General features: G+C 70.5%; 17 protein-coding genes, 1 other RNA gene and 1 pseudogene. 14 read left to right on the top strand and 5 right to left on the bottom strand.

Features of this window, described 5'->3' with window-relative positions; all coding sequences use genetic code 11:
• The first annotated feature begins 30 nt into the window (after positions 1 to 30).
• From VGN18_RS16270 to VGN18_RS16260, 3 genes are all read left to right on the top strand, one after another.
• Complete coding sequence (locus tag VGN18_RS16270) at positions 31 to 777, top strand: hypothetical protein (protein ID WP_327540759.1); 747 nt, start codon at positions 31 to 33, stop codon at positions 775 to 777.
• Between the two features lie 40 nt (positions 778 to 817).
• Positions 818 to 1194, top strand: a transfer-messenger RNA (tmRNA) gene (ssrA, locus tag VGN18_RS16265).
• Between the two features lie 223 nt (positions 1195 to 1417).
• Positions 1418 to 2395: a hypothetical protein gene (locus VGN18_RS16260; protein ID WP_327540758.1), complete on the top strand. Its 978-nt coding sequence runs from the start codon at positions 1418 to 1420 to the stop codon at positions 2393 to 2395.
• A gap of 245 nt (positions 2396 to 2640) precedes the next feature.
• On the opposite strand, the gene VGN18_RS16255 is transcribed toward VGN18_RS16260, so the two are convergent.
• Entirely contained in the window at positions 2641 to 3150 is a 510-nt protein-coding gene (locus tag VGN18_RS16255) for a hypothetical protein (RefSeq protein ID WP_327540757.1), read from the bottom strand.
• Positions 3151 to 3419: 269 nt separating this feature from the next.
• Between VGN18_RS16255 and VGN18_RS16250 the strand changes: the two genes are divergently transcribed.
• The 4 genes from VGN18_RS16250 (at position 3420) to VGN18_RS16235 (ending at position 6092) form a co-directional block, all read left to right on the top strand.
• Positions 3420 to 3926: a sigma-70 family RNA polymerase sigma factor gene (locus VGN18_RS16250; protein ID WP_327540756.1), complete on the top strand. Its 507-nt coding sequence runs from the start codon at positions 3420 to 3422 to the stop codon at positions 3924 to 3926.
• A gap of 38 nt (positions 3927 to 3964) precedes the next feature.
• A complete protein-coding gene (locus tag VGN18_RS16245) occupies positions 3965 to 4789 on the top strand; it encodes a hypothetical protein (protein ID WP_327540755.1) in 825 nt (274 codons plus the stop codon).
• A 186-nt stretch (positions 4790 to 4975) separates the two neighbouring features.
• The gene (locus tag VGN18_RS16240; RefSeq protein WP_327540754.1) at positions 4976 to 5236 is read left to right on the top strand and encodes a hypothetical protein; all 261 of its coding nucleotides are present in this window, start codon (positions 4976 to 4978) and stop codon (positions 5234 to 5236) included.
• 262 nt (positions 5237 to 5498) lie between these two features.
• On the top strand, positions 5499 to 6092 hold the full coding sequence (locus VGN18_RS16235) for a TMEM175 family protein (RefSeq protein ID WP_327540753.1): 594 nt from the start codon (positions 5499 to 5501) through the stop codon (positions 6090 to 6092).
• 24 nt (positions 6093 to 6116) lie between these two features.
• Here VGN18_RS16235 and VGN18_RS16230 read toward each other — a convergent pair whose 3' ends face one another.
• Entirely contained in the window at positions 6117 to 7316 is a 1200-nt protein-coding gene (locus VGN18_RS16230) for an MFS transporter (protein ID WP_327540752.1), read from the bottom strand.
• A gap of 57 nt (positions 7317 to 7373) precedes the next feature.
• Between VGN18_RS16230 and VGN18_RS16225 the strand changes: the two genes are divergently transcribed.
• Positions 7374 to 8270 (top strand): arylamine N-acetyltransferase family protein, encoded by an 897-nt coding sequence (locus VGN18_RS16225; RefSeq protein WP_327540751.1) that lies wholly within the window; start codon positions 7374 to 7376, stop codon positions 8268 to 8270.
• Here VGN18_RS16225 and VGN18_RS16220 read toward each other — a convergent pair.
• The gene (locus tag VGN18_RS16220) at positions 8253 to 9452 is read right to left on the bottom strand and encodes a 4-hydroxybenzoate 3-monooxygenase (protein WP_327540750.1); all 1200 of its coding nucleotides are present in this window, start codon (positions 9450 to 9452) and stop codon (positions 8253 to 8255) included. The two genes, VGN18_RS16225 and VGN18_RS16220, sit on opposite strands and share 18 nt — an antisense overlap.
• Positions 9453 to 9495: 43 nt before the next feature.
• On the opposite strand from VGN18_RS16220, the gene VGN18_RS16215 reads away from it, so the two are divergent.
• The 3 genes from VGN18_RS16215 to VGN18_RS16205 are packed head-to-tail and all read left to right on the top strand — an operon-like array spanning position 9496 to position 12541.
• On the top strand, positions 9496 to 10290 hold the full coding sequence (locus tag VGN18_RS16215; protein WP_327540749.1) for an alpha/beta hydrolase: 795 nt from the start codon (positions 9496 to 9498) through the stop codon (positions 10288 to 10290).
• A complete protein-coding gene (locus tag VGN18_RS16210) occupies positions 10287 to 11060 on the top strand; it encodes an SDR family oxidoreductase (protein WP_327540748.1) in 774 nt (257 codons plus the stop codon). Before VGN18_RS16215 ends, VGN18_RS16210 begins: the two co-directional genes overlap by 4 nt.
• Before the next feature lie 44 nt (positions 11061 to 11104).
• Positions 11105 to 12541: an MFS transporter gene (locus tag VGN18_RS16205; protein ID WP_327540747.1), complete on the top strand. Its 1437-nt coding sequence runs from the start codon at positions 11105 to 11107 to the stop codon at positions 12539 to 12541.
• A gap of 7 nt (positions 12542 to 12548) precedes the next feature.
• Here VGN18_RS16205 and VGN18_RS16200 read toward each other — a convergent pair whose 3' ends face one another.
• Complete coding sequence (locus VGN18_RS16200; RefSeq protein ID WP_327540746.1) at positions 12549 to 13505, bottom strand: alkaline phosphatase family protein; 957 nt, start codon at positions 13503 to 13505, stop codon at positions 12549 to 12551.
• A gap of 121 nt (positions 13506 to 13626) precedes the next feature.
• Here VGN18_RS16200 and VGN18_RS16195 point away from each other — a divergent pair, with 121 nt between their 5' ends.
• Positions 13627 to 14496: a ZIP family metal transporter gene (locus VGN18_RS16195; RefSeq protein ID WP_327540745.1), complete on the top strand. Its 870-nt coding sequence runs from the start codon at positions 13627 to 13629 to the stop codon at positions 14494 to 14496.
• A gap of 42 nt (positions 14497 to 14538) precedes the next feature.
• Complete coding sequence (locus VGN18_RS16190; RefSeq protein ID WP_327540744.1) at positions 14539 to 15738, top strand: CoA transferase; 1200 nt, start codon at positions 14539 to 14541, stop codon at positions 15736 to 15738.
• Here VGN18_RS16190 and VGN18_RS21130 read toward each other — a convergent pair.
• A pseudogene (locus VGN18_RS21130) lies at positions 15704 to 15790 on the bottom strand (alpha-ketoglutarate-dependent dioxygenase AlkB); the annotation flags it as partial. The gene VGN18_RS16190 and the pseudogene VGN18_RS21130 overlap by 35 nt on opposite strands.
• A gap of 55 nt (positions 15791 to 15845) precedes the next feature.
• Here VGN18_RS21130 and VGN18_RS16185 point away from each other — a divergent pair.
• Positions 15846 to 16988, top strand: a 1143-nt coding sequence (locus VGN18_RS16185; RefSeq protein WP_327540743.1) for a recombinase family protein, incomplete at its 3' end; no start/stop codon positions are given.

Raw genomic sequence — 16988 nt, 5'->3', positions numbered from 1 at the left:
GGGTGTTCGCGCGACGTGAAGGGGGGACGGGTGGACCTCGCTGCAGCCGATGTCCCCCGCATCGTCGAGGGCGTGGTGGGGATCCTGCTCGTCCTCGTCGCCCTGGTGATCCTCGGCGTCCAGCTCGCCCGCCGCCAGGCCGCGCGCCGGCGCCACGACAAGGCCGACCCGGGCGTGCCGGCCCTCGCCCGTTTCGTCGACACCACGCTGAGCGACCCCACCACCTTCGGCGGCGGTGCCGACGCGGCCCGGGTGCGGCGCCGGCGCGACACCGTGACCTACGGCTATCTCGCCGTGGTGGAGGAGTACGGCGCGGTCGACGGCAGCGCCGTCTGGTGCACGCTGACCGTCATGCTGCCGGGACGGGTCCCGTTCCTCGTCGCCGACAACCGCGCGGCCTGGGGGCGCCCGAACGTGCCGATGGACTCGCCCTACGTCGCCGAGATCGACGACGCCGCCTTCGACTCCACCTACGCCGTCGGCGCGGCCGAGCCGTGGCTCATCGCCCGGGTGATGAGCGCGGAGGCCTGCCAGGCGCTCGTGGACAGTCCGGTGCAGCGGCTGATGCTGCACGAGTCGTCGGTCGTGCTGCGCACGTTCGACGGCGTCGAGCTCGACGACGACCTGACCGTTCGGCTCTCCGGCGTCGCCGAACGCTTCCTCGCCTCGACCCCGTCGTTCCTGACCTCGACCCGGGCGGCCGCCGGCAGCCCGACTCCGCGCGAACACCCCGACGACCCCCTTCCGCCGGGCTTCTACGGTCCGGACCGCCCCTGATTTGGCGGCATCGACTACCCTGGAGGGTGTTTCCGAACAGGGGGGTGAATGGTCTCGACTCCGGTCGTCGAGGCAGGGGAAGCGGGCCGAGGACCGCATTGCTGACCTCGTTAAAAAAGCGATGCAACAAAAAATAAGCGCCGATTCTCATCGCGCTGACTTCGCTCTCGCTGCCTAGTACAGCCTGAGCAAGTCTGTCAGCCCGGGTTCGTCACCGGCCCGGATGCTGGCATCAGCTAGGTGACTCACCGTCCCCGCCGGTCACGGGTGGGATCGGGAAAACCAACAGCGACTGGGCCCGTCACACCGACTCGTGTGCATGATCGGTGGGGCCGAGCAGAGACCACGCACACTGCGCCCGGAGAAGCCCTGTTGAAGCGGCGGAGGACGCGGGTTCGATTCCCGCCACCTCCACCCCGAGACAGCGAACGGGGCCGGCAGCCATCAGGCTGCCGGCCCCGTTCTGCATCCTGCCGACGTGCAACGCTCCGGCGCTCGATGTCGAGAACGTCTCGTGCGCGGTGGCGTTCGGGTCCGTGGATCGACGGACCGCCCCGAACCGTGGTGCGGCGCACCCATGACTGGTCCATTATGAGGAGGTGGACGGCCACGTAACTTCGAGCGAGACGCCGATGAGTGTGTGCGAGCGGGCATCCGTATCCAACAGGGGAACGAAATGAGCAATGTGCCGGCAGGGGCGACGATGTCAGAGGACGGCCACTACTGGTGGGACGGCACGGCATGGCAGCCGGTTCACGAAACCGCTGCGCCTGCCGGTCAGGCGGCTGATCCGGCCCACCGGCAGACGCTGCTCGACGGAGCGACGAACGAGGCCGGCCGGCGCCTCGAGATGATCCGTGACGACGTCGTGGGTGCGGTCAGCTCGTTCAACACCTTCGCCCACGACGACGTCGAGGACCTGCACGGCAAGCCCGAATCCGACATCGGGCTCGGCCTCTTCAAGGCCCTCGTCGACGTCGTGTGCGTTGCGTCGGGCATCGAGGAGGCGGTCATGACCTACAAGTTGGCGGCCGCTGCCATGAAGGGCTTCATCGACACGTTCTCGGAGGAGATCAACAAGCTGTCGGCCCAGTCCGCGGCCGGGCGCCTCGACGAGGCGAAGTCGGAGCTACGGCGCATCATCCGAGACCTGTCGGACGGCGCTGCTGACGCGGCCAAGGCCGCTCAAGAGCGGGCCGAGCCGTTGCTCGGATCATCGGCCGGTCATGCGCTCGATGCTCACCCCGCCTTCCTGCACCTCGAAGCCTCGCAGGACACCTACGCGGCGATCGCCGACGCGATGGCCGTCCCCGACCCGCGCGTGTCGATGCTGTCGCACAGCATCTACAGCCATCTGCTCGACCGGTACGCCCACGAGAAGACCCGGGTGATGGGGCGTGAGCGGTTCTACGACATGGACAACGACACCGACCGGCTCCTGCACCTGCTCGAGGTGATCGAACCGACGACGCCGGTCCATGACTACCTCACCTACATCCAGGCCGATGTGCCGTATTGGGAGCGGCGGGTCCAGCTGTTTCACGACACGTTCGGTACCGACATCAATGCCGTGAGCGCCTTCCAGGTCATCCAGCAAGCCGCGATGTCCGGCGACTGACCATCGCGCTCGGCCGTCGAACCGGCGCAGCTGGGACTGCGGGTACTCATCGGTGAACAGCCCAGCGGACACGCTGGTCGACGGTGGGTGCTGGGGTGATCGGGCTGCACGTCCGTTCCGGGAACCGTCTCGTCGCCGGCCATCACCTCAATCGTGGCCGACCGCTCGCGCGCCGGATGACCGGGTCGCGGCCGGTGGTCGATGACGGGCACGGGGTGATGGTCCGCCGCACCGAGCACATGGCGCTATCCGCGGGTGGCGCTCCACGTGCCGGAGCCTCCCGCTCCGCCGGCGATCTTGTACTGGCCGCTCATCGAGCTGCCCGACACCGAGCCGGTGTAGGTGATCGCCTGGGATCCCACGGTGCCGAACTGGATTCGGCCGCCCGCGACGGAGCCATTGATGGTCATGGCCCCCGGAGCCGTCGAGAGGTTGATCGTGCCGGTCAGCTTCGACGTCGACTGGGTCCATTGCAGGACGAACGTTCCGGTGTACGCGCCGCCGTACGTGCCTTTCCAACTGCCCGACAGCACAGGACCATTCACCGGTCGGGGGGATCTGGTCGGGCTGGTCGGCGCTGTCACACTCGCTGGTGGCGCCGACGTGACGCCGGCCGCCGGTGAGGTGGACGACTGGGCGGGCAGGGCGGGCGTCGAGGAGGTCGAGGACGTGGTCTTGCTCGACGAACATCCTGCGACCAGCGCTGCCGTCGTGCCGACCGCGAAGATCAGTTTCGTCCGGTTCATGGTCATCATCCCCGTGGCTCGAGAGATTGGCTGTCGCCGATTATGGAGCCGCGGAGGCGACGCGAGATACATCGGTGCGGGGCGTGGGACGGGGCCGCTTCTCAGATTGCGCGGCGCGGAGGCACGACCCGGATGGACCGCACGGGCGGGCTCCCGAGTGACTATCGGGGCATGATCAAGTCGATGGTGATCGTCGTACCGCCGCAGACCTTCACGTCGCAGTCCACCTGCCACACTTCGGGCCGCTCGAGCGTCAAGCTGGCATGGGGAGGGCACCGATGACCGACGCGATGAGCTTCGCCGACTTCGTCGCAGAGCACAGCCGGTCGCTGTTCGGGACCGCCTACCTGCTCACCGGCAACCGCGACGACGCCGAGGAGCTGTTGCAGGACACGCTGGCCAGACTGTTTCCCAAGTGGGCGGCGACCGTGGCCCGTGCCGATGCACCCGTCGCCTACGTGCGGCGGTCGCTGGCCAACCGCTTCGTCAGCGGCACACGCAGCCCGGCGCACCGGACACACGTCATGTGGGAGTTGCCCGATGCGGTCGCAGATGTCGACGTCGCGGGCGCGGTCACCAGCCGCCGCTTGTTGTGGCAGCTGCTCGGCGAGGTGTCGGAACGGCAGCGCACGGCGCTGGTCCTGCGTTACTTCCACGACCAGTCCGATGACGACATCGCGCAGGCTCTCGGCTGCCGCGAGGTCACTGTGCGCAGCCTGACGAGCCGCGGCGTGACCGCGATGCGGCAGCGAGCGATGTGCGCCGAGCGCGAGGGTGAGCGGTGATGGCAGACAGGAATGACTTCGAGAACGGGCTGCGCGACATGCTCACCGCGGTCGAGTCCGGCGCACGAGCATCGGACGGCCTCGAGCAGCGGTTGGCGGCCATCGACGGCAGCGCGGGGCACGCGTCCCAACCCCGCGTCGGCCCACATCGCGCGATCGGCCGTCGCTCGCCTCGCTGGGTGCCGCCGCTGCTCGCTGCTGCGGTGCTCGCGGTGATCGCCGGCGGCGCTGCCGTGGTGAGCACCGTGGCCGCGGACCACAGCCGCCCGGCTACCCGACCGCCCACGTTGACGCCCACGCCGACACCGGTGCCGACGCCGATCACCACGCCTGCTCCCCGCCCGTCGACTGCCGTGACCACCGCCCGAACCACTTCGTCGACCACCGCGCCAACCGGTTCGCCGACCAGCGCGTCGTCGAGCCCAGCCGGAAGCCGAACCGCGGCCGTGACGTTGGGGCCGCTCGGGTTCGGGACGTTGAAGCTGGGCATGAACGCCCAGCAGGCTCGGCTGACCGGTGAGATCAGCTCGCTCACCGACATACCCGGAGGGTGTTCGCGCTTCGACCTCAAGGCGATTACCACTCGGCCGGCTGGCGGCATCGACGGATACATAGATCTGAAGTACGGCGTCGTGTTCATCGCGGCGCCCCCCGGGGTGCAGACCCCGCAGGGCATCGGGGTTGGCTCCACTCTCGCCGCGGTGCGGGCGGCTTACCCGGACCTGATCGAAGGGCAGGGCGGTCCGAAGGTAGCTGTCCCCGGAAACCCGGCCGCGTTCTACGCGTTCGTGTACGACCGTTCGACGAGGATCATCGTCGGGATGGACCTCGTCACTGCCGGCCCGCAGAGCTGCTACGGCTAGGGCCTCGACGTCCCGCCCGACACCGGTAGTGGCCGAAGTGCCGTGCTTCGGCTCGGTCGGCTCGCCGGACCCGGCCGGTATCGGTGGGTTCTCGGCGGTATGCCGCGTCACCAGGGACGCTTCTCACCCGGGCTGAGTAGCGTCCGCCTCCCGGCCCACAGCGGGTGGTGCCAGAAGGGGGTTCTCATGCCCAAACTGATTGCTACGCACGAGGTCGACGACGTCGCACACTGGCTGTCGTCACCCAAGCGCGCCGAGGTTTTCGCGTCGGTCGCGAAGGACATCTGCACTTTCGTCGACCCAGCGAACCCCAACCGGGTCGGTCTGAGCATGGAGGTCGCCGACATGGCTGCGTTCCAGGCCATCATGACGAGTGACGCCGGCGCCGAGGCAATGAAGTACGACGGTGTCCGCCCGGAGACGCTGGTGGTGCTCGTCGCGAGCTGATCGGTCAGGGGGCGCCGCCGGCCCACCTTGGCTTGTGGTTGGGGCGAGAGCCGTAAGATCCGCTGCCAGCGACTTTCGCCCGCAGGCATCCGCTGGCGGGAACCCGCTCGGAGCCACGAGCGTCAGGGCGACGTGATGGGCGATCGCGGCGTCCGCCTCGGGTGCTCACCCGCGGTACGACGAGTGGGCCCTGCAGTTCGGAACTGGTCATCGCCGGCGGAGGGTGAGCCCGCGCGGCGTCGCTTCGGGGCACACTCGGCGCATGAAGACGGATCGGCTCGAGGCGTTCAGCGACGGCGTGCTCGCCGTGATCATCACGGTGATGGTGCTCGAGCTGAAGGTGCCAGAGGGGCACACTCTGCACGACGCGGTCACGACGACGGGCCACAGCCTGCTGACCTACCTGCTGAGCTTCATCTACATCGGCATCTACTGGAACAACCATCACCACATGTTCCAGCTGATCGGGCGGGTGGACGGCCGGACCCTGTGGGCCAACCTGCACCTGCTGTTCTGGCTCTCGCTGGTGCCGTTCACGACCGCGTGGATGGACGAGTCGCACTTCGCGCGAACCCCGGTCATGACCTACGGGGTCAACCTGCTCGCCGCGGCCATCGCGTACTTCGTCCTGCAGCTTGCCGCCACCGCGGCCGAGGGACCGGAGTCGCCGCTCCGACGAGCGCTCGGCGCCGACCGGAAGGGCAAGCTGTCGCCGGTGCTCTACATCGCCGGCATCGCGACCGCGGCCGTCAACGTGTGGATCGGCATGGCCCTGTTCACCGGCGTCGCGATCATCTGGTTGGTACCCGACCCGCGCATGGAACGCTTCATCGCCGAGAACCACGTGGGTGAATAGGGCTCGAGCCGGGAACGGGCTCGGCTAGTTCGGCGTCGCTCGGTCGGTGAGCCAGACGACCAGACCGGCGAGCGGGAGCAGTGCGGCGTACACGGTGACACCGGTCCACCCGACGCTGTCGTACAGCAACCCGGCGGCGAGGGAGCTGATCGCGCCGCCCACAAAGGTCGTGCTCATGTACACGGTGTTGATGCGGGCGCGGGCACTCGGCTGCAGCGCGTAGATGACCTGCTGGCTCATCACCTGATGCGACTGAACGGCGAGATCGAGCAGCACGCCGGCCAGGGCCAGCAGGATCAGCTGGTGCCGGCCGAGTCCGGCCAGCACCATCGCCGCGGCCGCGGCGCCGAGGACGACCGCCCGCGCCGGGCGTCCCCACCCCCGGTCGGCGATCCACCCGCCGACCGGTGCGGCCATGGCGCCGGCGGCACCGACGAGCGCGAACACCCCGATGCCGACCTGGCCGAAGCCGTGATCGGCGATGAGCTCGTAGGCGACGGCGGTCCAGAACGCGCTGAACGCGCCGAACATCGTCGCCTGGCAGAGCGCGAGCCGGCGCAGCACCGGCTCCGCGCGCACCAGCCGGCCCACCGAGGCCAGCAGGTTTGCGTACCCCGCAGTATGGTCCGGCTCCCGCCGCGGCAGGACCCGATGCAGCGTCAGGCCGAGCGCAATCATCAAGACGGCCGAGACGATGAAGATCGCGCGCCAGCCGAACACGTGCGCGACGAGACTCGCGACCGTCCGGGCGAGCAGGATGCCGATGAGCAGCCCGCTCATCACCCGCCCGACGTAACGACCGCGCTCGTCCTCGGGGGCGAGGTGCGCCGCGAGCGGCACGAGGATCTGGGCGACCACCGACGTGAGCCCGACGAGCACGGCGACGACGAGGAAGATCCCGAACGACGGCGCGAGCCCGGCGGCCAGCAGCGCCGCGGCCGTCGCCACCAGCGTGCGGGTGACGAGGACGCGGTTCTCGAGCAGGTCGCCGATCGGCAGCACGAAGACCAGCCCCGCGACGTAGCCGACCTGGGTGAACGTGACGACCAGCGTCGCGGTGCCCTGCGTGACGTGGAACGAGTGCGCGATGAGGTCGAGCAGGGGCTGGGCGTAGTAGAGATTCGCGACGGTGAGCCCGCAGGCCACGGCGAGAACCGCGGTGACGACCCGCAGCCGGTCGCTCGTCAGGGCGGTGTCCGGTTCGGTCGCGGTGCGTTGTTCCACTGGCTCCACGGTACCGCCGCGATTCGGCGACCCTGGCCATGCCGAGCGAGTCGCGCGATGATCGCTGTCGTGTTCGAGACGGCCGGCCCCCTGGATCGCGCAGTTCGCGACGACTACCTCAACCGGCTCGGGCTCGACGCCGAACCGCCGTCGGTGGACGGTCTCCGCCGGTTGACCCGGCGCCAGGTCGAGCGGGTGCCGTACGAGACGCTCTGGATCGCCGCCGGCGAGGCGTGGGACCTCGACCCGCACCGCTCGGCCGCACGCATCGCCCGGCTCGGGCGCGGCGGCTACTGCTACCACCTCAACGGTGCGCTGGGCCTGCTGCTGACGTCGCTCGGCTACACCGTGCACGGTCACGTCGGCGGGGTGCACGGTGCTGAGGGGCCGACCGACGCCGAACGCGGCAACCACCTGGTGCTGACCGTCGACGGCCTGCCGACCGCGGCGAACCCGGCGGGCGTCTGGTACGTCGACACCGGTCTGGGCGACGCCCTGCACGATCCGCTGCCGCTGATGGCGGGCCCGCACGACCAGCCCCCGTTCCGGCTCGTGCTCGAACGGATAGACGACGAGACGTGGCACCTGGTCCACGACCCGCTCGGCGGCTTCGGCGGCATGGTGTGGACCGCGGCGATTGCGCGCCGCTCCGACTTCGAGGCCAAGCACGGCTGGCTGTCGTCCTCGCCGGAATCGGGCTTCGTCCGGGTGCCGATGGCCGAGCGACGCGACGCGACCGGCGTCGACGTCATCCGCGGGCTCGTGCTCAGCCGGATCGGCGCAGGTGCCCGCACCGACGAACCGGTGACGCGGCGGGCCGACTGGTTCGACGTGCTGGCCGACGTGTTCGACCTGACCTTCGAGGCGAGCACCCCGGCGGCGCGCGACCGCCTGTGGGCCACCGTGCTCGCCGCGCACCAGGCCCGCGAGGCCGAGTCAGAAGCCGAAGGGTAGGCCGGCGTAGTTCTCTGCGAGACCGGCGGCGCCGGCGTTGCTGCTGGTGACCCAGCGCAGCTGTGAGAGCTGCAGCTGCGCGTCGAACGGGTCGGCGGAGGTGTGCAGCATCGAGGTCATCCACCACGAGAAGTGCTCGCAGCGCCAGATGCGGCGCAGCGCGGTGTCGGAGTAGGCGTCGGCGAGGCTGCGGTCGCCGGAGCGCAGCCAGGCGGCGAGTGCCGGGGCGAGCAGGGCGACGTCGCCGATCGCGAGGTTGAGTCCCTTCGCGCCGGTGGGCGGCACGATGTGGGCCGCGTCGCCAGCCAGGAAGAGTCGGTCGTGCCGCAGGGGGCTCTGCACGAAGCTGCGCATAGGCAGCACGCTCTTCTCGGTGATCGGTCCGGCCGCCAGCGACCACCCGTCGATGCCCTCGCCGAGACGGGTCTGCAGCGAATCCCAGATCCGGTCGTCCGACCACGCGTCCACGTCGGTGCCGTTGGGCACCTGCAGGTAGAGGCGGCTCACGTCGGCCGAGCGCATCGAGTGCAGCGCGAAGCCGTCGGGGTGCCAGCCGTAGATCAGCTCGTCGGTCGAGGGGGCGACGTCGGCGAGCACGCCGAGCCACGAGTACGGGTACGTCCGCTCCCAGGTCCGGCGCACCGACGCGGGCATCGCCGAGCGGCTGGGCCCGAACGACCCGTCGCAGCCGACGACCACGTCGGCCTCGATGCGCTCGGAGGCTCCGTCGGCGGTGGTGAACGTGACCGACGGCCGGTCGGTGTCCAGGTCGTGCAGCGCGGTGTCGGTGACGCCGTAGATCACCGCGCGGCCGGCGGCCTCGGACGCCACGACGAGGTCGTGCTGCACCTGCGTCTGCCCGTAGACCCAGACACTGCGCCCGACGAGGTCGACGAAGTCCAGGTGGTGCCGCTCACCCGGCCACTGCAGGTAGATGCCGCGATGCTCGTCGCCGTGGGCGGCGATGCCGTCGCCCAGGCCGGCCGCGGTCAGCAGCTCGACGCTCGCGCTCTCGAGGATGCCGGCCCGGATCCGGGCGGCCACGTACTCCTGGGTCCTCGTCTCGACCACGATCGTGTCGATGCCGTCCTGGGCCAGCAGGTGGGCGAGCAGCAGGCCGGCCGGCCCGGCCCCGATCACGGCCACCTGGGTGCGGGCCGTCGCGCGCGCGGGTTGGATCACGCCTCCTTCCTACTCGCTGTGCGGCCTGCTGCAGACTGGAACGATGCGGATCGAGCGGGGCACCGCGGCGGCGATGCCGTACGCGCAGACGGGTTCGGGCCGCCCGATCGTCTTCCTCGCCGGGCTGTCCCCGGTCACCGGCGTGGCCCGCGATCGCATCGTCCGGACGAGTCTCGGCACGCTGGGCTGGCTCGCCGGCACGCGGCGGATCACCGTGTTCAACCGTCGTCCCGGTCTGCCGCAGGGGATGCCGTTCGCCGAGTTCGCCGCCGAGCAGGCGGCGGCGCTGCGCGCGCTGTTCGACGCACCGGTCGACGTGATCGGGCTGTCGACCGGCGGCAGCATCGCCCAACAACTGGCCGCCGATCATCCCGACGTCGTCGACCGGCTGGTGCTGCTCAGCACCGCCTGCCGGCTCGGACCGCTCGGCCGCGACGAGCAGCGCGAGGTCGGGCAGGAGATCCGGGCCGGCCGCCACCGCCGCGCGATGGCCGTGGCCGCGGCCGGGCTCGTGCCGCACTTCGGGGCCCGCCCGGTCGTCGGCACGCTCGGCTGGCTGCTGGCCCACCGGGCGGTGTCGGCGCCGCACGACTTCGACGACCTGGCGACGACGGTCGAGGCGGAGGACACCTTCGACCTCGCCCGGTGCGCGGATATCGTCCGGGCCCGCACCCTCATCGTCGCCGGCCGGCGGGATCGCTTCTACGGCGTGGAACTCTTCGAGGAGACGGCCCGGCTGATCCCGGACAGCGAACTGCACGTGCTGGATCGCGGGCACATCACGGTGCTGCGCGACCCGACGCTGCGCCCGACCCTGGAAGGGTTCCTCGCCCGATGACCGACAGCTCGACGAACGAACCCCGCCGCAGCGCGGTCATCACCGGCGGCGGCACGGGTCTGGGCTTCGCGACGGCCGCAGCCCTGCACGCCGAGGGCTGGCACCTCACCCTCGTCGGTCGCCGCGCCGACGTTCTCGAGTCGGCGGCGACCCGGCTCGCCGGCCCGGCCGGGACGATCGCCACCGCCGTCGCCGACCTCGCCGAACCCGACGCACCGGCTGAGGTGGTCGCCGCGCACGTCGCCCGGTTCGGCGGCATCGACGCGCTGGTCGCGTCGGCCGGCAGTTACGAGCTCGTCGACACGCGGGAGATGACGGCGTCGGCGTGGGACTCGACGATGGACACGCAACTGCGCGGCGCCGTGCTGTGTGCCGCGGCGGCGGCGCGCCCGATGGTCGCGGCCGGATCGGGACGCATCGTCCTGCTGTCGTCGGTCAACGGCCTGCACTCCGAGCCGGCCAGCCTGGCCTACAGCGCGGCCAAGGCGGCGATCATCAGCGTCGCCCGCACGCTCGCCGTCGACCTCGCCGGCACCGGCGTGACGGCCAACGCGGTGGCGCCGGGGTGGGTGATCACGCCGATGACCGAGGCCTACCTCGCCACTACCTCACCCGAGCAGTTGCAGCGGGTCAACCCGCTCGGCCGCGCCGGCCGCCCGGAGGAGATCGCGGCGGTGATCCGGTTCCTGATCGTCGACGCCCCGGAGTTCCTCACCGGCGCGACCATCACCGTCGACGGCGGCCAGACGGCCATGGCCCCGATGCCCTGACCCGACCGGGTGGGCGGTGGCAGCCGCCACCTACGCTCGCAATCATGGCGACGGCGGCGGATCCCGAACCGGATCCGCGCCGGTGGCTGGCCCTGCTGACCTGCTGCTCCGCGCTGTTCATGACGCTGCTCGACGTCAGCGTCACCAACGTCGCGCTGCCGTCGATCGGACGCTCGACCGCGGCAACACCATCGCAGCTGCAGTGGGTGGTCAGCGGCTACACCCTCGCCTTCGGGCTGGTGCCGGTGCTCGCCGGGCGGCTCGGTGACGATCACGGCCGGCGGTTGATGTTCCAGATCGGCGTCGCCGGTTTCGTCGCCACGAGCATGCTGGCCGGGCTGTCCCCGACGGCGGGCATCCTCATCGGCGCGCGGGTGCTGCAGGGCCTGGCCGGCGGGTTGATCAACCCGCAGGTGTCCGGCCTGATCCAGCAGCTGTTCCGCGGCGACGAGCGCGGCCGCGCCTTCGGCATCCTCGGCACGACGGTCGGCGTCGGCACCGCCCTCGGCCCGGTCGTGGGCGGCGGCCTGATCGGGCTCGGCGGACCGCACAACGGCTGGCGGCTCGTGTTCTTCATCAACGTGCCCGTGGGCATCGCCGCGATCCTGCTCAGCCGCCGGCTGCTGCCCCGCGACGGGGCGTCCGGGCGGCACCGCCTCGACCTCGTCGGCGCCCTGCTCCTCGGCAGCGCCACGTTCTGCATCCTGTTCATGGCGGTCGAGTACGACGCGATCCGGGACCGCCGGCTGGGCGCGCTGGTCGTGCCCGCGCTCGTCCTCGTCGCCCTGTTCGCCCGGCGCGAGAGCCGGCTGACCCGCGAGCGACGCGACCCCCTGGTCGATCTGCGCCTGTTCCGCGTGCCGTCCTACAGCTCCGGTGTGGTGCTCGCGCTCGCCTACTTCCCGGCCATGGCCGGGCTGCCGCTCGTGTTGGCGCTGTACTACCAGCGCGGGCTCGGCTACTCGGCCCTGCAGTCCGGCCTCGGCATCACCGCCTACGCCCTCGGCAGCGGCATCGCGGCGCCGCTGGCCGGTCGCGTCGTCACCCGCATCGGCCGCCCGCTGGTCGTCGCGGCCACCATCACCTTCGGGGTGGGGGCGGCGGTGCTCGCGCTGCTGGCGATCCACGCGCCCACCGCGGCGGCGCTCGTCTTCGCGCCGGCCCTGTTCGTCATGGGCGCCGGGTCGGGCGCGGTGATCACGCCGAACCAGGCCCTGAGCCTGATGGAGGTCGACCCGGCGACCGGCAGCACCGCCGGCGGCGTGCTGCAGACGGCGCAGCGCATCGGTCTCGCGATCGGGCAGGCGGTCATCGGTGCCGTCTTCTTCGCCGCCCTCGGCACCGGCCGCGGCGTGGCCGCCTACGGTCACGCGCTGCGCATGGCGATCCTCACCGCGCTGGTCTTCGTGGGCCTCGCCGCCGTCGTCGGGGTCAGCGACCTGATGCGCAGCCGGCGCCGCGCCACCACGTCCGCCGGCTGACGCCGGCTCAGTGCAGCGGGACGGGCGCTGCGCTCGCGCTGTAGCCCAGGCGGGGCAGGCCGTAGGTGTCCTCGAGCGCGCGCAGCAGGCCGTAGTGGTCGACGTGCACCGAGGGACGCTTGACCGCCACCCCGGCGCCGACGATCACGGTCGGGATCTGGTTCGAGGCGCTGTGGTCGTCCTCGTCCCACGTGACGACGAGCAGGCTGTTGTGAGTGCGGGCCCAGCGGTAGTAGGCGTCCAGGTGCTGCTGCAGCCACGCGTCGCCCTGCCGAACGGTGCCGTCGTGCATGTCGTGGTTGACGTTCGGGACGACGAACGACACCGTCGCCAGCCGCGAGTAGTCGCTGGGCATCGTGCTCAGCGGACGGTTCACGTAGCCCGGCAGGTTGGTGAAGTCCGTCCAGGGCGCATGCCGCCGGGCGTAGGCGCCGTAGTTGCAGATCGTCGAACCGACCGACGGCAGGCCCTCGCTGTAGCCGACGAACGAGTAGCGCCGGGCCCGCAACGTGCTGGCGAGGTTCGCGCTCGAGTAGGTCAGCGGGCAGCGGTCGTCGCGCAGGCCGTGGGTGCTGCCGGAGAACAGCGCGAGGTAGTTGGGCTCGCTCGGGTGCGTGATGCCGTACATGCGGGTGAGCGAGATGCCGTGCCGGGCGAGCGCGTTGATGTAGGGCGCCTGGCTGCTGCCGATGACGTCGGCGTAGGAGTGGTTCTCCATCACCACGACCACGACGTGCGCCGGCCGGACGGCGGCCGCGGGGGAGACGGCGGCCGATGTGACCGTCCCGCTCGAAGGGCGGTTCGGCGACGGCGCGGGGCGGAGGCTCGACGTGGGTGTGACGCTCGCCGCACCTGCCCCCGAGGTCTGCCGCGAGCGCGGACTGGCGTTGCAGGCGGTGGAGGTGGAAAGGATCGTCACCGCGGCGGCGGCGAGGCCGCACGTGCGGAGAAGTGTGGTGTTCATGGGCACCTTTCGGCGGTTGCGGGGCCTTACGACCTACCTACCCTGTGACCCCCGTCCGCTTGCATCCCGCGCTGGTTAAGGTAAGGCTGTCCTAACCAACCTCGAACAGGCGGGAACCCCCATGGACTTGTCGAAGACCCTCGTGCTCGGCCTCATCGCCGGCATCACGATCGTCATCGGTCTGCCCATCGGCAGGCTGCGGCGCCCCATGCCCACCCTCAAGGTATTCCTCAACGCTACCGCGGTCGGCATCCTGCTCTTCCTCGTCTGGGACGTTCTGTCCGCGGCGTGGGAGCCGGTCGACGGTGCGCTGGCCGCCGTGCACAAGCACACCGGGGGCCTCGCGCCGGTCTTCGGCTACGGCGCACTGTTCGCCGGTGGCCTGGCCGCCGGACTCCTCGGGCTCGTGGCCTACGACAAGTACCTCTCGCGCGCCGCCCGGCCGAGCCGCGGCGGCCCCGGAGCCATGTCGGTGAGCGAGCGGCCCATGCCGCTGGCCGGTGTGGCCTCCTGGTCGCCGGCGCGGCGCATGTCCCTGCTCATCGCGGTCGGCATCGGCCTGCACAACTTCGCCGAGGGTCTCGCGATCGGCCAGTCGGCCGCCCGCAGCGAGGTCGCGCTGGCCACCCTGCTGGTCATCGGCTTCGCGCTGCACAACGCCACCGAGGGCTTCGGCATCGTCGCCCCGCTGGCGGCCGACCTCGACGAGAACGGCGTCGTGCGGCGTCCGAGCTGGGCCTTCCTGCTCTCCATGGCCGCCATCGGCGGCGGCCCCACCTTCATCGGCACCGCGGTCGGGCACAACTTCACCAGCGAGCCGGTGAGCGTCATCTTCCTGACCCTCGCGGCCGGCTCCATCGTCTACGTCGTGTGCCAGCTGCTCGGTGTCGCGGCGCGGGCCAAGCGGATGGATCTCGTGGCCGGCGGCATCCTGGTCGGCATGATCGCCGGCTTCGCCACCGACGCCATCGTCACTCTCGCCGGCGTCTGACCCGCGTCGGCGTCCCGGCGCCGGCCGCGCCAGGATGGCGGGATGACCGCTCCGCTGCACGGACTGCTCGTCGCCGACTTCAGCCGCGTGCTCGCCGGCCCGCTCGCCACGATGACGCTCGCCGACCTGGGCGCGACCGTCGTGAAGGTCGAGCGCCCCGGCGCCGGTGACGAGAGCCGGGCGTGGGGCCCGCCGTGGACGGAGTACGGCTCGTCGTATTACGAGAGCCTCAACCGCAGCAAGTACAGCGTCACCCTCGATCTGACCGACCCGGACGACCGCACCCGTGCGCTCGAGCTCGCGCGCCGGGCCGACGTCGTGGTCGAGAACTTCAAGCCGGGCAGCCTCGACCGGCTCGGGCTGGACTACGCCAGCGTGGCCGCGCTCAACCCGCGCGCGGTCTACTGCACGATCACGGGTTTCGGTGAGGCCGGCGGCCGCGACCGCCCCGGCTACGACTTCCTCGTCCAGGCCGTCGGCGGACTGATGAGCGTGACGGGCGATGCCGACGGCGAGCCGACCAAGGTCGGGGCCCCGCTCGTCGACGTGCTCACCGGCAAGGACGCGGTGATCGGCATCCTGGCCGCCCTCGCTGCCCGCGAGCGCACCGGCGAGGGGCAGCACGTGCGCGTCGAGCTGCTGTCGAGCCTGCTCGGCGGCCTGATCAACCAGACTGCCGGCTATCTGACCACCGGCGTCGCGCCCATCCGGATGGGCAACCGGCACCCCTCGGTCGTGCCGTACCAGACCCTGCACTGCGCCGACGTCCCGATCGCGGTCGCGTGCGGCAACGACGGGCAGTTCGCCCGCCTGGTCGAGGTGATCGGACGTCCCGAGCTCGCCGCCGACCCGCGCTTCGCCACCAACGGCGACCGCGTGGCCAACCGGGACGCGCTGGTGGAGGCGCTCGAGGGCGGGCTCGCCGCGCGCCCGGCGGCCGAGTGGGAGGAACGGCTCGTCGCGGTCGGGGTACCGGCCGGGCTGGTCGGCGACGTGGGTGACGCGCTCGCCCGGGCCGAGTCGTTCGGGCTGGCGCCGACGATCACCCCCGACGGTGGACGCACCCGGCTCGTGCGGCACCCGGTGCGCTACTCGGCCACGCCGCCCGCCCCGGCCGCGCCGCCGCCGGGATTGGGCGAGCACGCCGTAGCGATCGCGGCCTGGCTCGACGACCCGGCCGCGGGTTCCCTGCCGCACCCGGGCGAGTTCAGCGCACCCCGTGCGGACGGAACTGCACGCTGATCCTCGGCCCGACCGCCCGGGCCGTCTTCGGCACCGCGTGTTCCCAGGTTCTCAACTGAGGAATATGAGTCCTCCTGAGGCAGGTTGCACGTACCGAAGGGATCATCATGAGAGCACTGATTTACGCACGGATCAGCCCAGCATCGGCTGACAAGAACGCACCGAAGACGGCCAACCAGGTGGCTGATTGCGACGCCCTGGCTACCAAGTGCGGCTACCGGGTCACTGGCGTCTTCGTGGATGACAACCTCTCCGCATCCACCGGCAAGACCCGTCCCGACTTCGAACGGCTGCTTGAGGCTGTGAGGGCTGGCAACGCTGACATCGTGCTGGCCACCGAAGAGGAACGCTTCGCCCGGAACATGGGTGACAAGGAACGGCTGCAACTGGCCTGCATCGCCTCTGGCGCTACGTGGCACACGCTTCGGGATGGCCAGGTTGATCCTGCTGACGCTGCTGGTGAGTTCATGGGCACGATGCGGGCTGCTGTTGGCCGTATGGAGTCACGTCGTAAGGCCGAACGCCAGATCAACGCCAACGCCCATCGTCGGGCCAATGGTGAGCGGTACATGCAGGGTCCTCGGATCTTCGGCTGGATGGACGACAAGTCCACGCTTGAGAAGTCGGAGGCAGACCTGATCAAGGCCGGAACCAAGATGATCCTGGAAGGTTCCACCATCTACCGCGTCTGCATGATGTTCCGTGACTCCGGAGTCAAGCCGATCCGTGCTCAGGCGTGGCAGACGGTGGCCGTTCAGAACATGCTGTGCCGGTGGACCAATGCTGGCGTCATGTCCTACAAGGACGTGCCTGACTTCGGCGTGACTACCGACTGGCAGCCCATCGTCAGCCGTAAGGATCTTGAGGCTGTCAGGACGATCCTCAAGCGCAAGGGCCTGGCCCGTAATCGTGCCCAGTCACTCGCTACTGGTATCGCCAAGTGCGTCTGTGGTGCCACGGTGGTCGGCTCTGGTGCGAACGGCAAGAAGTTCTACGTCTGCACTGCCCAGCGGGCTGGCACCAAGAACGGTGGCCTTCACTCTTCGATCCTGTTCAACCTGCTGGACGAGAAGATCACGGAAGAGATCTGCCAGGCGTACCTGGAAGAGCCTGAGGCTGTCACTGACGACTCATCAGAGCTTGCTGGGCTGTACGACAGGCTCCACGGCCTTCAGAAGCAGCAAGAAGATCTTCTGGACCTTCACCTTGAGGGCACGCTGACCAAGCCGATCTACGTGAAGAAGAACGCT

The sequence above is a fragment of the Jatrophihabitans sp. genome, from assembly GCF_036000465.1.
Taxonomy (GTDB): Bacteria; Actinomycetota; Actinomycetes; order Mycobacteriales; family Jatrophihabitantaceae; genus Jatrophihabitans.
This window is presented reverse-complemented; position numbering and strand designations above follow the sequence as displayed.

What these genes read in the sequence shown, in the direction of transcription:
- VGN18_RS16255 (WP_327540757.1), bottom strand. Translation starts at nt 3,150, where the DNA reads ATGATGACCATGAACCGGACGAAACTGATCTTCGCGGTCGGCACGACG.
- VGN18_RS16240 (WP_327540754.1), top strand. Translation starts at nt 4,976, where the DNA reads ATGCCCAAACTGATTGCTACGCACGAGGTCGACGACGTCGCACACTGG.
- VGN18_RS16225 (WP_327540751.1), top strand. Translation starts at nt 7,374, where the DNA reads ATGATCGCTGTCGTGTTCGAGACGGCCGGCCCCCTGGATCGCGCAGTT.
- VGN18_RS16215 (WP_327540749.1), top strand. Translation starts at nt 9,496, where the DNA reads ATGCGGATCGAGCGGGGCACCGCGGCGGCGATGCCGTACGCGCAGACG.
- VGN18_RS16235 (WP_327540753.1), top strand. Translation starts at nt 5,499, where the DNA reads ATGAAGACGGATCGGCTCGAGGCGTTCAGCGACGGCGTGCTCGCCGTG.
- VGN18_RS16200 (WP_327540746.1), bottom strand. Translation starts at nt 13,505, where the DNA reads ATGAACACCACACTTCTCCGCACGTGCGGCCTCGCCGCCGCCGCGGTG.
- VGN18_RS16195 (WP_327540745.1), top strand. Translation starts at nt 13,627, where the DNA reads ATGGACTTGTCGAAGACCCTCGTGCTCGGCCTCATCGCCGGCATCACG.
- VGN18_RS16190 (WP_327540744.1), top strand. Translation starts at nt 14,539, where the DNA reads ATGACCGCTCCGCTGCACGGACTGCTCGTCGCCGACTTCAGCCGCGTG.
- VGN18_RS16210 (WP_327540748.1), top strand. Translation starts at nt 10,287, where the DNA reads ATGACCGACAGCTCGACGAACGAACCCCGCCGCAGCGCGGTCATCACC.
- VGN18_RS16205 (WP_327540747.1), top strand. Translation starts at nt 11,105, where the DNA reads ATGGCGACGGCGGCGGATCCCGAACCGGATCCGCGCCGGTGGCTGGCC.
- VGN18_RS16250 (WP_327540756.1), top strand. Translation starts at nt 3,420, where the DNA reads ATGACCGACGCGATGAGCTTCGCCGACTTCGTCGCAGAGCACAGCCGG.
- VGN18_RS16245 (WP_327540755.1), top strand. Translation starts at nt 3,965, where the DNA reads ATGCTCACCGCGGTCGAGTCCGGCGCACGAGCATCGGACGGCCTCGAG.